Origin of the sequence: Mesorhizobium sp. M7A.F.Ca.CA.001.04.2.1, from assembly GCF_003998485.1 — a bacterium.
GTDB classification, from domain to species: Bacteria; Pseudomonadota; Alphaproteobacteria; order Rhizobiales; family Rhizobiaceae; genus Mesorhizobium; species Mesorhizobium ciceri.
This window is the reverse complement of record NZ_RZQT01000071.1, coordinates 18460-32215: the sequence shown is the minus strand read 5'-3', so window position 1 is coordinate 32215 and position 13756 is coordinate 18460. Positions and strand designations below refer to the sequence as shown.

10 protein-coding genes and 3 pseudogenes are annotated in these 13756 nt (G+C 63.0%); 3 read left to right on the top strand and 10 right to left on the bottom strand.

Annotated elements, in window-relative coordinates; all coding sequences use genetic code 11:
• Positions 1 to 144 (top strand): annotated as a pseudogene (locus EN955_RS35515) (peptidase); the annotation flags it as partial.
• Positions 145 to 189: 45 nt separating this feature from the next.
• Here EN955_RS35515 and EN955_RS21630 read toward each other — a convergent pair.
• Positions 190 to 615, bottom strand: a pseudogene (locus tag EN955_RS21630) (EAL domain-containing protein); the annotation flags it as partial.
• Between the two features lie 195 nt (positions 616 to 810).
• Here EN955_RS21630 and EN955_RS21625 point away from each other — a divergent pair.
• Complete coding sequence (locus EN955_RS21625) at positions 811 to 2433, top strand: sulfotransferase (RefSeq protein ID WP_224621480.1); 1623 nt, start codon at positions 811 to 813, stop codon at positions 2431 to 2433.
• 67 nt (positions 2434 to 2500) lie between these two features.
• Here the strand turns inward: EN955_RS21625 and EN955_RS21620 are convergent, their stop codons facing one another.
• Positions 2501 to 2854, bottom strand: a complete 354-nt coding sequence (locus EN955_RS21620; RefSeq protein ID WP_024504189.1) for a DUF1428 family protein — start codon at positions 2852 to 2854, stop codon at positions 2501 to 2503.
• A gap of 74 nt (positions 2855 to 2928) precedes the next feature.
• Positions 2929 to 3357 carry a glyoxalase/bleomycin resistance/extradiol dioxygenase family protein gene (locus EN955_RS21615; protein ID WP_013530024.1) on the bottom strand — a complete coding sequence of 143 codons (429 nt, stop codon included), beginning with the start codon at positions 3355 to 3357 and terminating at the stop codon, positions 2929 to 2931.
• Between the two features lie 237 nt (positions 3358 to 3594).
• Here EN955_RS21615 and EN955_RS21610 point away from each other — a divergent pair, with 237 nt between their 5' ends.
• Positions 3595 to 4209: a glutathione S-transferase gene (locus tag EN955_RS21610; protein WP_024504188.1), complete on the top strand. Its 615-nt coding sequence runs from the start codon at positions 3595 to 3597 to the stop codon at positions 4207 to 4209.
• A 16-nt stretch (positions 4210 to 4225) separates the two neighbouring features.
• On the opposite strand, the gene EN955_RS21605 is transcribed toward EN955_RS21610, so the two are convergent.
• The 7 genes and pseudogenes from EN955_RS21605 to EN955_RS21575 form a co-directional block, all read right to left on the bottom strand.
• Positions 4226 to 4384, bottom strand: coding sequence for a hypothetical protein (locus tag EN955_RS21605; RefSeq protein WP_013530026.1), 159 nt, complete (start codon positions 4382 to 4384; stop codon positions 4226 to 4228).
• A 143-nt stretch (positions 4385 to 4527) separates the two neighbouring features.
• Positions 4528 to 4827: a HigA family addiction module antitoxin gene (locus EN955_RS21600; RefSeq protein ID WP_024504187.1), complete on the bottom strand. Its 300-nt coding sequence runs from the start codon at positions 4825 to 4827 to the stop codon at positions 4528 to 4530.
• 12 nt (positions 4828 to 4839) lie between these two features.
• Positions 4840 to 5122 (bottom strand): annotated as a pseudogene (locus tag EN955_RS21595) (type II toxin-antitoxin system RelE/ParE family toxin).
• Positions 5123 to 5250: 128 nt separating this feature from the next.
• Positions 5251 to 6777 carry an ABC-F family ATP-binding cassette domain-containing protein gene (locus EN955_RS21590; RefSeq protein WP_024504186.1) on the bottom strand — a complete coding sequence of 509 codons (1527 nt, stop codon included), beginning with the start codon at positions 6775 to 6777 and terminating at the stop codon, positions 5251 to 5253.
• A gap of 338 nt (positions 6778 to 7115) precedes the next feature.
• On the bottom strand, positions 7116 to 10253 hold the full coding sequence (gene uvrB, locus EN955_RS21585; RefSeq protein ID WP_024504185.1) for an excinuclease ABC subunit UvrB: 3138 nt from the start codon (positions 10251 to 10253) through the stop codon (positions 7116 to 7118).
• A 125-nt stretch (positions 10254 to 10378) separates the two neighbouring features.
• Positions 10379 to 11824, bottom strand: coding sequence for a tlde1 domain-containing protein (locus tag EN955_RS21580; RefSeq protein WP_245265351.1), 1446 nt, complete (start codon positions 11822 to 11824; stop codon positions 10379 to 10381).
• Between the two features lie 596 nt (positions 11825 to 12420).
• Positions 12421 to 13686: a hypothetical protein gene (locus EN955_RS21575; protein WP_024504183.1), complete on the bottom strand. Its 1266-nt coding sequence runs from the start codon at positions 13684 to 13686 to the stop codon at positions 12421 to 12423.
• Positions 13687 to 13756: the final 70 nt, after the last annotated feature.

The window sequence follows — 13756 nt, the reverse complement described above, 5'->3', positions numbered from 1 at the left end:
GGCGGCGGTGGTGAAGAGCAGACGTTCTGCACCCGCGAATATGCGCCGGTGTGCGCGCGCCGGCATGGCGAGATGCGCACCTTCCCCAATTCCTGCGAAGCCCGTGCCGCGGACTATCGCGTCGTTGGCGACGGGCCGTGCTGAGAACGCTGCGCCTCGTTGAGGAAGACAATCATCAAGCCGTCGGTTTCACCGGCGACAGTCGGCGACGAACTCGGACGCGGGCATGGGTCTGGCAAACAGCCGGCCCTGGCCGTAGTCGACGTCGCGCGCCGCGAGGTAGTCGGCCTGCGCCTGCGTTTCCCCGCCTTCGGCAACGATCTTCAGCTTTAGTGTCTTGGCCATGTCGATGATATGCGCGGTGACGGAATTGGTGGCGGAATTCGTGCTGATCGTATCGATGAACGATTTGTCGATTAGGAGCGCATCGAGCGGCAGCCCCTCGAGATAGGACAGGCTGGAGTAGCCGGTGCCGAAGTCGTCGATTGCCACTGCGTGGCCAAGTTCGCGGGCACGAACGAGCGTTGAGCGGGCCGAGTTGATATCGATGAACGCGCGCTCCGTGGCCTCGAGCCAGATTTGCTGGGGCCGGATCGCGGTGTGCTGATTTGATCTTTCCGCACCGACGAAAGGACGAGACAGCAAGCGAAGCCTTGAACCTGCGGCGCCGATGGCCTAGATCGCCACAGGCGGATAAAACACGGTAGGTTTCCCATCAACAGAGATCAAAGACGAGCGGCGGGTGCGGGAGCCAGGTCTGGCGCAGGCGGACAGCCGCCGCTGGGCCTCGACCAGTATGTGCAGCAGGCGTTGCAACTGCATCAGGCCGGGCGCCGGCAAGAGGCTGAGACGATCTACCGGCAGGTGCTGGCGCGTCAGCCCAAGCACGCGGCCGCGGCGCATTTCCTGGGACTGCTGCTTCACCAGACCGGGCGCAGCGAAGAAGGGCTGGATCTCATCGAACGGTCGGTGAGCCTGCAGCCGACGAATCCCGATTTCCTCAACAATTTCGGTACGGTGATGCGCGACCTCGGCCGCCCTGCTGCGGCCATCGATTTCTTCCGCGGCGCAGTGGATCTGCGGCCGGACCAACTCGCGGCGCGCGACAATCTCGGCTCATCGCTGAAACAGGTCGGCCAGTTCGAAGAGGCCGAAGAGATTTATCGCGGCACGGTTGCACGCAACCCATTTCATGTGCGCGCCCGCATCGGGCTTGCCGAAACCCTGCAGGAAGCCGGGCGGCTGGATGAGGCGCTGGCTGCCTTCCGCGAAGCGCTGGCGATCCGACCCAAGGATGCCGACCTGCTGCACGGGCTCGGCGTCGGGTTGATGGAAAAGGGCAAGCTCGACGAGGCGGCCGACCTGTTCCGGCAGGCGTTGGCGATCAACCCCGCCATGGCCACAGCCTGGCTGATGCTGACGCAGGTCAAGCGCCAGAAGGAGCGCGACAGCGAGCTTGGGGGCATGGAAGCCCAGCATGCCAAGGCGCCGCAGGACAGCCTGGCGCGCATGCAGCTGTCCTTCGGACTCGGCAAGGCGAATGACGATCTCAAGGATTATGGCCGGGCCTTCGACTATTTCGCCGAGGGCAATGCGATCCGCCGCAAAGGCATCGACTACGACCAGGCCAGGACGCGGGCCGAGTTCGAGGCGATGAAGGCCACCTTCGATGCCGGCTTCTTCGAGAAGCACAGGCCCAGCTCAATCAGCGACGACACGCCGATCTTCATTGTCGGCATGCCGCGTTCGGGCACGACGCTGGTCGAGCAGATCATTGCCAGCCATCCGCAGGTCTATGGCGCAGGCGAGCTCAGCATTTTGAAGAAGGCGGTCGGCAGGCAGTTCCCGGCGACTATGCCGGGTGGCTTCCCATGGGGCGTATCGGATACGGGCGATTCGGATTTTGCCGAGGCAGGCCAAGCCTATCTCGACATGCTCCATGCCCGCTATCCGAACATGCGCCACGTCACCGACAAAATGCCGGGCAACTTCCTGCTTGTCGGCTTCATCCACATGATGATGCCGAAGGCCAGGATCATCCACTGCGCGCGCGATGCGGCGGCCACCTGCCTGTCGATCTACAAGGTGCATTTCCGCGGTGACAGCCATCGCTATGGCTACGATCTCGGCGAGCTCGCCGACTTCCACAATCTCTACACCGACATCATGAAGCATTGGCACACGGTGCTGCCAGGCGTCGTGCACGATGTACGCTACGAGGATTTTGTCGCCGACCAGGAAGGCCAGACGCGGGCATTGATCGCCCATCTCGGCCTGCCCTGGGACGACGCGGCACTATCGTTCCACGAGACCGACCGACCGGTGCGCACGGCTTCAGCCGCACAGGTGCGCCAGCCGATGTATCAGGGGTCGGTCGATCTATGGAAGCGCTATGGTGACCGGCTGAAGCCGCTTCTGGACAGGCTGGATTAGCGCAACGCTCCTGCTTCGTCCTAGGATGACGAAGCTGAGGGGCTTCTGCCAATCTGCTACCGGCTGCTCAAAGCTCTATGAATGGCTTGAAGCCACCGAAGATCATGCGCTTCCCGTCGAACGGCATGTCCGCCCAATCGGCCTTCAGGCGCGGATCTGCCATCACTTTGGCCATGACGGCATCGCGGCTCTCCCGCGACTCATAGACGGCCCAGGCGAAGACGACGATCTCGTCGTCCTTGGCCTGCACGGCGCGCGGGAACGAAGTGACCTCGCCATAGGGCACGTCGTCGCCGATGCATTCGACATAGCCGAGCGCGCCGTGTTCCATCCATATAGGGCCTGCGAGGTTGGCCAGCCTCTTGTAGTCATCGAGATTTGCCTTGGGCACGGCAAGCACGAAGCCATCGACATAGGACATTGTGGGTCTCCTCCTGGAAGTTCACAATCCCTCACCGACGCCAGCCGGTGAGGGACTTCGCCATTGGCGATAGATCAGGCTTTCTTGACCGGCGCGTTCATCGCCCATTCGACGCCGAACGGGTCGCGCATATTGCCCCACTGGTCACCCCAGAACATGATCTGGAGCGGCACGGCGACTTCGCAGCCGGCATCGACGGCGCGCTTCCACCAGGCTTCGATGTCGTCGCTGCCGAGGTGAAGCTGCATGGTGTAACCCTGCGGCTTGACGGCAGGCATGCCGTTTTCGGGATAGAAGTCGGAGAGCATCAGCGTCGAGCCGTTGATGTGGAGGTGGATGTGCATGGTGCGGCCTTTTTCGTCCGCCGGATAGGCAAAGACCTGCTCGGCACCAAAGGCCTTCTTGTAGAATTCGGCAGCCTTGAAGGCGCCATCCAGCTGCAGATAGGGGGTCAATCCGCCGAGCACTTTGGCCGCGGGCTGAACGGGGGTCTGATCGGTCATCTGTTGTTCCTCTTTGCGTTTGGCCTTGCGAGCCAAAGGACGGATGAGGTGCCGGCGTTCCTACATGGCCGGCAGATTTTTTTGGCCGACCGGCCCTGGACAGTCCACGCAGCCGCAGTTGGACGAGAGGCGTGAAACGAACTTGCGTCGACCGCGCCCAATCAGAGCGCAATTCTCTCGGCTCGCAGGCTAGAACAGATGGATCAGGCGAACGCCTCTTCAAATCCTGGGACGACAATGATCCTCTACTATCAGACCCACTCACCCTTCGCGCGCAAGGCGCTCGTCTTCGCCCACGAGGTTGGCATTGCCGATCGGCTGGAGGTCATTCATCACGAGACCAGTCCGACCTTGCGCAATGCCCGCGTCTACGCCGAAAACCCGCTCGGCAAAGTGCCGGTGCTGTTGCGGCCCGACGCGTCGCCGATCTTCGATTCCGATGTCATCTGCGCCTATCTCGACACGCTGCATGACGGTCGCAAGCTGCTGCCGCAGGACGGCGAGGCGCGCTGGCAGGCATTGCGGTTGCAGGCGGTCGCCCAGGGCCTGGCGCAGACGGGTATAGCCTTGCGCTGGGAGACGGAAAGGAGACCCGAAAAGTTGCGCTATGGTGCTCTCGCCGACGGATACCGGGAAAAGATCGAGGCGAGCTACGACTGGATCGAGAGCACGCTGGACGACGAGGCGCCGCTCCATATCGGCCACATCGCCTTGGCCACCACGCTGTCCTGGATGGCGTTCCGTCACCTTCCGCCTTTTCGCTCACGGGCACTGCTGACGCGCTGGTTCGAGGCTTTCGAAAAACGCGTATCGATGCAGGCGACGCCGCTTTCGGGCGATACGCATGACTGACTGGCGCCCCGCGAGGTCAGGGGCGGCGGCCGTTTTGCGCATCGAAGACGTCCGGAAACCCGATATCCTTGCGCAGCGAGGCAGGCAGTGAACGCAGGACGCGTTCGCTGCGGTGACGAGCGCGCGCTGCCGCATACCGGGTTGCGATGCGACCGATGGACGAAAGAACCGACATGATAATTCTCCCTGGGTTGGGCCGGCATCATCGTGTCGGCATCCCAAGGACGCGACGGGCTGAGGCTATCCGACAGACCGTCGAGATTTTTTATCGCTAGCTCCGTAGCCTGCTTGAAGCGGGTTGTTGCTAACGCGATTACTTCAGGCCGCGGTTTGTAGACGTTCGATTGTTTCAAGATCGGCCTTCTTCGCCTCTCCCTCTACGGCGAGGTCGTAGCTCGCCTGCATATTCATCCAGAACTGCGGCGTGGTTCCGAAGAACTTCGCAAGGCGCAAAGCGGTGTCGGGCGTTACCGGTGTCGTCTCGCTGGCCAGGCGCTCGATGCGTGTGCGGGGCACATGCAGCTTTTTGGCCAGCGTGTAAGGCTTCAGATTGAGCGGCACGAGATATTCCTCACGGAGAATTTCTCCGGGATGGACAGGTGGGTTGATGTTCAGCATTTTGAACCCTCTTCAATGATAGTCGGTGATTTCAACATCCTCCGCTTGCCCTTCCACCCACCGAAAGCAGACGCGGAATTGATCGTTGATGCGGATCGAATGCTGGCCCGCACGGTTACCTTTCAGCGGCTCAAGCCTGTTGCCGGGAGGCGTCTTCAGATCCGACAGTTCGGCGGCGTTGTCGATCATGAACAGCTTCCGCTGGGCTGAGCGGACAAAGGTCCGATGGGAAGCCCTTCGGAGCCTTGCCGTTCGAAACGGCTTCGCTGGTCTTGTCTTTGAAGGAGCGTATCATCTTGCCGACCCGAGTGGCGTACCATGGCATGATACGCTTCGGAAGTCAAGAAGACGTCTCGTAGCATGATACGAAACTCCGGCCTGCGCTCGACAGGCCGGAACTTCATCGGCAGTTTTGTTCACCGATTAGCCAGCGCCCTCCGCCACCGAGCGGAAGAAATCCTCTGGGTCTTCGACTTCGGTCAGCCGCCGTTTCTCGATCAGCCAGAAGCGGTTGCCGATGGCGCGGATGAAGGAGCGGTCGTGCGAGGCGAGCACACAGCTTGCCTGATGTGCCAGCAGTTCCGCTTCCAGGGCTTCCTGGCCGTCGATGTCGAGATGGTTGGTCGGCTCGTCCAGCAGATAGAAGTTGGGATTGGCGAGCCTCAGCGCCAGCATCATCAGCCGCGCCTTCTGGCCGCCGGACAGCGCACCGATCTTTTTCTCCTGCATCTCGATGACCACGCCGGCGCCTGCCAGCAGCGAGCGGGCACGCTGCTCGCCGACATCGTAGCGGCGCGAGACCAGCATCAGCGGCGTGTCGTCGCCGCTGATGCCCGACAGCGCCTGGTCGCTGTAGCCTAGCACCGTCGACGGCGTCACCTTCACATTCGGCACCGTGTCCGGTTCGACAATGGCATTGCGGATCAGGGTGACGAAGCGCGACTTGCCGACGCCGTTGCGGCCGAGCAGCACGATGCGGTCGCCCTGGCAGATATGGCGCTTGCCGGTTCGAAACAGCGGGGTGCCGTCGGGTGTTTCCACAGCCGCGTCGTCGAGCGTGATCAGCACCTTGGCGTGGGTGCCGCGATTGGCCAGTTTTATGGCACCCGCCGACTTTTCGCGGTGCGCCGGTGCGGCCGCTTCTTCCAGTTTTTCGGCCCGCAGGTTGAGCTGCTTGGTCTTCACCGTCAAAAGGTCGCTGCCCGAATTGATGCCGATGTTGTTGAGCTTGGCCGCCTGCCGGCGCAATTGCTGCGCCACCTTCATGTCGCGCTGGAACTTGCGCTCGGTCGAAGCATCGACCTCGTCGAGCGCCTGCCTGGCGCGGGAGTAGGGCAGGGCAAACACCGGCGACTGTTCCGGGCGCAGGAATAGGGTCCGGTTGGTGGTGGCGTCGAGGAAGGCGCGGTCGTGGCTGGCGATGACGACGGGCACCTCGCGCGGCAGCGTGTTCAACCAGGTTTCGAGCTGGCTGATGCGGACAAGGTCGAGATGGTTGGTCGGCTCGTCGAGCAACAGCACGTCCGGATCGGTGACCCAGACGCGTGCGATTAGCGCAAGCCTCTGCCAGCCGCCACTCAGCGCCCGCATTGGCCGCTCGCGCATCGGCTCGGGCACGTCGAGTGAATCCAGAACCACGTCGACACGCCACATCTCGCTTTCGGCCTGCTCGGACGGCAAGGCATCCGCCACCACCTGCCGGAACGTACGGGTGAGAAGGGCCTGGGCAACCGACTGTTCGACATGACCGACGCGCAGGCCGCGCGTGCGGGTGATGTCACCGGAGGTCGGCTCAATCCCGCCGGTCAGACATTTCAGCAAAGTCGACTTGCCGCGGCCATTGGCGGCGACAATGCCGAGCCGGTCGCCGGTGCCGATGGTGAGGTCGAGATTGGCAAACAGCGACGCACTCATGGTGACGCCGAGGGATTTGAGGCTGATCAGGGCCATTTTGATTTCTCTGGTCTTGCCGGAGACTACTCCGGTCCACTTTGACGGTGCGCTTTCCGGCCATCAGGCTCGGCATTACGCACCACGAAGGGCAGACCAAAAAATCGAAGCGGGAAAAACCCGGACCGTCCCTGGTCAGCCCTGCAAGCAAGCTCGCAGGGCAGAAATCGGGCCACGCTGACGATGGTGACGATGAAACGTAAACACGTGAGCCCTCCTTTCGAGACGTTCGAGTGTGGGGAGCGATTACACCAAAGGCGGGGCTGGTGGCAAGTGCGTCGGCGGAATGCGGCGGCGGCGGAGCGCTTCCCTTCCCCTTCTGGGAGAAGGGGAAGGCGCTACTTTCCCGGCCTACCCGTCTTGCCGGGCCGGCGCTTTTCCCGACGGGCGTCGGCGGGGTCTTCGTAGGAGCCAATGCCTGTTCGCTGGCGAACAACTGGCTTGGCGGATTCGTCCCCCACGAGGGGGGAGATTGGCTGCGGCTTGGCCGGCACTTTTCCTTCGATCGGTTTTTCCGTCCGCCGCACCGTCATCTCGTCCAGCGAGTTCTTCTTGAACAGCGGCTTTGTGGCGTCCCCGGGAATGCCGAAATCGGAACCATGTGCCTCGGATGCCGACTGTTTCTTGAACAGCGAGCGCGACACCGCGCCGGCCGGCGTCGGCATGTCGGTACCTGGACCCATGTCGTCGATCGAGGGTTTCGAAAACAGCGGCTTTTTCACCGGCACAGTGCCATCGGCGCCCATCTCGTCGAGATCAGGCTTGCGGAAGAGGTTGGGCCGGGCAGCCTTGGCTGCCTCTTCGGCGGCACGCGCTGCGTCGAGCTTGCGAAAACGCTCCTGTTCCTCTGCTGTACGATGTTTGGCCACGCCCTTGTTGTGCTTGCCCTTTTCGCGGCCGGAGGCCGGGCTTTCCATGTCGGCGTATTTGGCCAGCGGGTCTTCGGAGATGGACAGTTCCATCTCACGCAGGCGCTTGATTTCGTCGCGGATGCGGGCCGCCTTTTCGAAGTCGAGATTGGCCGCGGCATCGCGCATCTGCTTTTCCATCGCGTCGAGATGGGCCTTGAGGTTGTTGCCCATCATGGCGCCGGCACCGTCGGTGAACTGCGAGATATCGGCGCGGACGTGGTCCTTCTCGTAGACCGAATCGAGAATGTCGGAGATGCGCGACTTAACCGATTCCGGTGTGATGCCGTTGGCCGCGTTCCACTCCATCTGCTTTTCGCGGCGACGGTTGGTTTCGGCCATCGCCCGTTCCATCGAGCCGGTCACCTGGTCGGCATAGAGGATGACCTTGCCGTCGACGTTTCTGGCGGCGCGCCCGATGGTCTGGATCAGCGAGGTTTCCGATCGCAGGAAACCTTCCTTGTCGGCGTCGAGAATGGCGACGAAGCCGCATTCGGGAATGTCGAGGCCTTCGCGCAGAAGATTGATCCCGACCAGCACGTCGAAGGCGCCGAGGCGCAGATCGCGCAGGATCTCGATGCGCTCCAGCGTATCGATGTCGGAGTGCATGTAGCGGACGCGGATGCCCTGTTCATGCAGATACTCGGTCAAATCCTCGGCCATGCGCTTGGTCAGCACGGTGACCAAGGTGCGGTAGCCGGCCTTGGTGGTATCGCGAATCTCGCCGACGACATCGTCGACCTGGCTCTTGGCCGGGCGGACCTCGACCGGCGGATCGATCAGGCCGGTCGGACGGATGACCTGCTCGGCGAAGACGCCGCCGGCCTGTTCCATCTCCCAGGCGCCAGGGGTCGCCGAGACCGCGACCGAAAGCGGACGCATGGCATCCCACTCCTCGAAGCGCAGCGGCCGGTTGTCCATGCAGGACGGCAGACGGAAGCCGTATTCGGCCAGCGTCGCCTTGCGGCGAAAGTCGCCGCGATACATGCCGCCGATCTGCGGCACGGTGACATGGCTTTCGTCGATGAAGACCAGCGCGTTGTCGGGGATGTACTCAAACAGCGTCGGCGGCGGATCGCCCGGCTGGCGGCCGGTGAGATAGCGCGAATAGTTCTCGATGCCGGCGCACGAGCCGGTGGCTTCCAGCATTTCGAGGTCGAAGCGGCAGCGCTGTTCCAGCCGCTGTGCCTCAAGCAGGCGGCCGGCCCGCTCCAGTTCGACCAGCCGGTGCTTGAGCTCTTCCTTGATCGACTTGATCGCCTGGTTCAGCGTCGGGCGCGGCGTCACATAGTGCGAATTGGCGTAGATCTTGACGCTTTTCAGCTCGCCGGTCTTCTGGCCGGTCAGCGGGTCGAATTCGGTGATCTGCTCGATCTCGTCGCCGAACATCGAGACGCGCCAGGCGCGGTCTTCCAGGTGGGCCGGGAAGATTTCGATGGTGTCGCCGCGCACGCGGAACGAGCCGCGGACAAAGTTGATGTCCTGCCGCTTGTACTGCTGGGCGACGAGATCGGCGAGCAGCGCGCGCTGGTCGAGCCGGTCGCCGATCTGCATCTGGAAGGTCATCGCCGTATAGGTTTCGACCGAGCCGATACCGTAGATGCAGGACACAGAGGCGACGATGATGACGTCGTCGCGCTCAAGCAGCGAACGCGTCGCCGAGTGGCGCATGCGGTCGATCTGCTCGTTGATCGAGGATTCCTTCTCGATGAAAGTGTCGGTGCGCGGGACGTAGGCTTCCGGCTGGTAATAATCGTAGTAGGAGACGAAATACTCGACGGCGTTTTCCGGGAAGAATTTCTTGAACTCGGAATAGAGCTGCGCGGCAAGCGTCTTGTTCGGCGCCAAGATCAAGGCAGGCCGCTGCGTCTCCTCGATCACCTTGGCCATGGTGAAGGTTTTTCCTGAGCCGGTGACGCCGAGCAGCACCTGGGTGCGGTCGTGGTTATCGACGCCTTCGACCAGATCCTTGATGGCGGTCGGCTGGTCGCCGGCCGGCTCGAACTCCGACACCATCTTGATGGCGATGCCGCCTTCGGATTTTTCGGGGCGGGCAGGGCGGTGCGGCGTCCACAGCACGCCGTCCTTGTGCAGCGGATTGCCGGATTCGATCAGCGCCGACAGTGCCGCCACCGTCGCGGTGACGCTGCCCGAGGCCATGGTCTCGGCGTCCTCCAGCGAGATGTCGAGGCCGGCGACCGGATTGAGGCCGGCTGCCGTGCGCTCCCTGGCTGACGCCGCGCCACCCATCGAGGTGCCGCGCGAACTGCGCCCCGGCGAGCTTGAGCGCTCGGGTATCTTCTTCGACGGCTTCGGCGATTTGCCGCCGTCACCCTTGGCGACAAGACGTCCTTCGTTTTCGGCTTCCTGCTCGATCTGCTCGGCCCAATCCGCGATCGAACCGGTCAGCGGCGTGCCAGAGAGCTCCGGCTGCGGCATCTCGGCGAAGCCGCCTTTGTGCAGCGGCTCGGAGGCGTCGAGGAAATCGGTCAGCGGGCTGCGCCGCTTCGGCGCGGCGCGGTCGTCATTCGCCGTCGGCGGCGTTTTCTGATCGGGAGATTTGGCCATGTCCCGAATATGGGATTTCCTGGCCAAAATGGAAAGAGCGCGGTGGGGAGAGGCGTGCCGGACAGCGCTGCTCCTGACAGCAGGCTGTCAGGAGCAGTGGGAAGGCGCCCGAAAGCCTCTTGTCGTTACACGCCCCTGGCGGCTGATGCGACCTGCGTCGCCGACCCGTTCAGGCGCGGCACCACGACGAGGCGTTTGATTTTGCCCTTCTTGAAAGCGGCGAGAAAGCGCGCATAGTCCTTGAAGGCGACGCAGCCGCTCGACTGGGCGTAGCGGCCCCGGAGCAGGTAGGTATGGGCCAGCAGGCCGTTGCGATTGTATTTGTTGCGGCCATCGACCGGTGTCAGGCGCAAGGCCTCCACTCCGTGGAAGCGCGACTCGCGCATCGACAGATTGTAGGTGTTGGGCGGCGTGGGTCCGCGATTCTTCTGGTCGGCATAACGCGGCTGGTCCGCCATGGCGCCGATGCCTGAATGCGCCTCCAGCCTCGAGCCGTCAGGCATGTAGACGGTCGCGCTGCTGATGTCGTACACGGCGACGCCATTGCCGGCTCCGCTCCTGGCGGCTGGCGAGTTGAAGAGGTTCCTGAACGCCTTGCCAAGGCCGCCCGAGGGCGTGTCGGGCTTGGCATAGGCCAGCACATCGCCGCCATCGGCCGGCCGGCCTTGCCGCGTCGGTTTTGCCGGCTGGGCCTGCTGGACCGTCTCGCGTGCCGGCTTCGGCTGCTGAACGGATTTCGGCTGCTGGACGGACTTAGGCTCCTGCTGGACCACTTTGGGCTGCGGCGCGTCGAATTGCGGACGCCGGGTCGGCAACGGCACGTCGTCGGTCAGAGCGTCCGGCAGGGAGGCGGCATCGCCGGGTTGATCCTGCTGGGTTTCGACGGGTGAAACCACGACATCGGCTGACGATTCCTCGATCGGCAGCGGTGAGGCGAACGCCTCGTCGTCGGCCGGCAGGGACTGCACCAGAGCAAGCGCCAACTGCGAATTGTCCGGCGTACCGGATTGGGCAAAGCCCATCGGAGGCGGTGCGGTCTGAACGACCACCGAGTCGGTATCCAGCCGGGCGAAACGTTCGGCCGCCGGAACTGGCATGTTATCGGACAGGCTGGCTGTGAGCTGGACGGAGGGCACCAACGACGCCTCGGCAATTCGCGGTGCGACTGTGGAGATCACCGGGCGGGTGTTGGCACTGGCGGCAGGCTTTCCGGCGTCGGCAAAGGCAGCGGCCAACTTCATCGGCGAAAGCGACGCTTCCATGCGTTCGAAGCGCTCCTGCGCCTTCGACTTCACGGCGGCGGGCATCGGCTTTGCCTGCGCTACAAGGCGTTCGGATTTTTCCGCCCGCGCGCTTACCCTGGCCAGCTTGAAACAGCTGGCGCCGCACTGCACCGAATGATCATGCAGGGCCTGAGTGCCGCCATTGGCGTTGGCCAGCACGAAGGGTGCTTTCAAAAAGTGCTGTTTCAGCGGATCGGCAAGTGCGAGCGATCCCGCTGTCGACAGTGTCTGGGGCAGGCCAACCGAAGTTGCCGACAGAGAGGCGCCGACGGAACTGAGGCCAGCCATGGTGCCGATCAACCAAAGACCGATGGCGGTGCTGACGCAAGGCAGCGCGACCCAGCGGGCCACCCGGCCAGCGTTGAAGGAAGGGGAACGTGGAGCATCGACGAACTCGCCGCCCTCACGCTGTCCCCGGTTTTTTTTGTGTGTACTCAACAACGCCATGCAACCAATCTCGCTTCAATCGGTTTCCCCGTACGTGGCCTTGAGAGCCGCGACGACCATTCTGTGAGTGATCCCAGGTGGTCCCCGACGCGTTTGCCGCGTCTGTAGTTGGTTGCCGATTGCTTCAAAATATGGACAAAGTTGGTTAATCAATTCCTCTCAAAACCAACGACGAGATGTGGATTTTGGCCAAATCAGCCTTCGTCCACGGCCAGGAAAGTGGTGTTGTCGCCCTTCCGACCTGGTTTTGCTGCCTGTTTTTGGCGGCCGAGTCAAGCAAAACAGCCACTGCTAATTTTTACGCAGCGCCTCCGCGCGGTGTATGCAGCGAACCGACTGCCGGCAGACCTGCCTAAAAAAGGCGCGCGTGTTTCCGGTAAAACTGTTGCCTGCCATGCTAGATTTCTCGCGGGAAGGCGGCCTCAAACGGCCCACCCTCAGTTGAACCAAAGCGCAAACGTCAAAAACCCGCCGCCGCCGAACTGGCGCTGGATCTGGTCGAAATCGTCGCTGGTCACGAGCTCGCCGCTTTCGAGGTAGGGCGCGATGGCCGGGCCGGTGATCGACAGCACGAGATCGAAGTTTTTTGGCTCGTCGAAGAAGCGCTTCATGTTGATGCCAAGCCCAGTACTGGCGGTGACGCGGAAATGCGGCAGCAGCTTGCGGCCTTCCAGGAGATCCTCGGCCATGGTCAAGGCGGCGAGCCAGGCCTGGACCTGCTCCTCGCCGACTTCGAGGCCGGTGAGCGGGTTCTCGCCCTTCTGCTGCGGTCCAGGCAGCCATTCGCGGTCATTGTCGGTCTCGGCGCGGATCGCCTTCCAGTCCTCGCGCGACAGCCGGATCATTTCCAGCAGGTGGCGGCGCGCCGCTTGCCGGCGCTCCGGTTCGATCACCGGCCAGTTGACGAGATGCACCATCGAGATGAAATCGGCGATGCGCCATTCCGAGGAGAAGATGCTCGAGCCCATATCGCCGGCCGGCGGCACCAGAATATCCTGCAGCGGCAATTTGGCGCGCGGGAACAGCATGTGAAACGAGCCGTCGAAGGTGCTCCTGAAATCATGCGCCAGCCAGAAATCGGCCTGCGCCATCAGGAACTCGGCATAGCCCTGCAGCCAGTAGCCGTCGGCGCGGTCGAAGCGGAAGGTGAGCGTGGGGGCGGCGGCGTCCGACGAGATACCGCCGCGCGAGAGTGAGGCGATGATCGCCGCCATGCTCTCGTCCGGCGCGATGGTGCCGTCCTCGTTGAGGTCGATGCCGGCATGGGTGAGATCGATGACCATGCCGATATCGGCATCGGGCGGCACCGAGGCAAACGTGGCTGCGGATTTCTCCAGCCGGTCACGGAAGCCGACCAGGATGGCGCGGAACTGCTCGTAAGTGAGCGGCTCGGGATTGGGATTGTCGGGCACTGGCAACCGCATCAGCGGCAGCATGAAGGATTGCGGGCTTTCGAAACCATGACGGCGCTGGCCGGTGGCCAGGATCTCCAGTGCGGTAAAGAACTCGCCCGCCCCGGCCGCATAGGCGGATGCCGGGTCTTTTGGCGCGGCAGCCTCCAGCGTCGAGAGAGCGGTGTCGCGCGCGGCCACGGTCTTCGCCTCAAACAATGTGGTTGCCGCTTCTGGCATTGCCGCCGACGCGGAAGACAGCGGCAGGAGCAGAATGAAAGCGGATGTCAGCAGGCCTGCCAGTCGTGTCATCTTTTCCCCCCAATGTTTGTCGCGCAGTGCAAACATACACCATTTGCAGCGCCGCGCTTCAACCCGCCCG

Bases quoted from the DNA above. Each gene is read 5' to 3' on its own strand.
- EN955_RS21580 (WP_245265351.1), bottom strand. From the start codon at position 11,824: ATGGCTGGCCTCAGTTCCGTCGGCGCCTCTCTGTCGGCAACTTCGGTT.
- EN955_RS21600 (WP_024504187.1), bottom strand. From the start codon at position 4,827: ATGCTGAACATCAACCCACCTGTCCATCCCGGAGAAATTCTCCGTGAG.
- EN955_RS21605 (WP_013530026.1), bottom strand. From the start codon at position 4,384: ATGTCGGTTCTTTCGTCCATCGGTCGCATCGCAACCCGGTATGCGGCA.
- EN955_RS21590 (WP_024504186.1), bottom strand. From the start codon at position 6,777: ATGGCCCTGATCAGCCTCAAATCCCTCGGCGTCACCATGAGTGCGTCG.
- EN955_RS21610 (WP_024504188.1), top strand. From the start codon at position 3,595: ATGATCCTCTACTATCAGACCCACTCACCCTTCGCGCGCAAGGCGCTC.
- EN955_RS21620 (WP_024504189.1), bottom strand. From the start codon at position 2,854: ATGTCCTATGTCGATGGCTTCGTGCTTGCCGTGCCCAAGGCAAATCTC.
- EN955_RS21575 (WP_024504183.1), bottom strand. From the start codon at position 13,686: ATGACACGACTGGCAGGCCTGCTGACATCCGCTTTCATTCTGCTCCTG.
- EN955_RS21615 (WP_013530024.1), bottom strand. From the start codon at position 3,357: ATGACCGATCAGACCCCCGTTCAGCCCGCGGCCAAAGTGCTCGGCGGA.
- uvrB (WP_024504185.1), bottom strand. From the start codon at position 10,253: ATGGCCAAATCTCCCGATCAGAAAACGCCGCCGACGGCGAATGACGAC.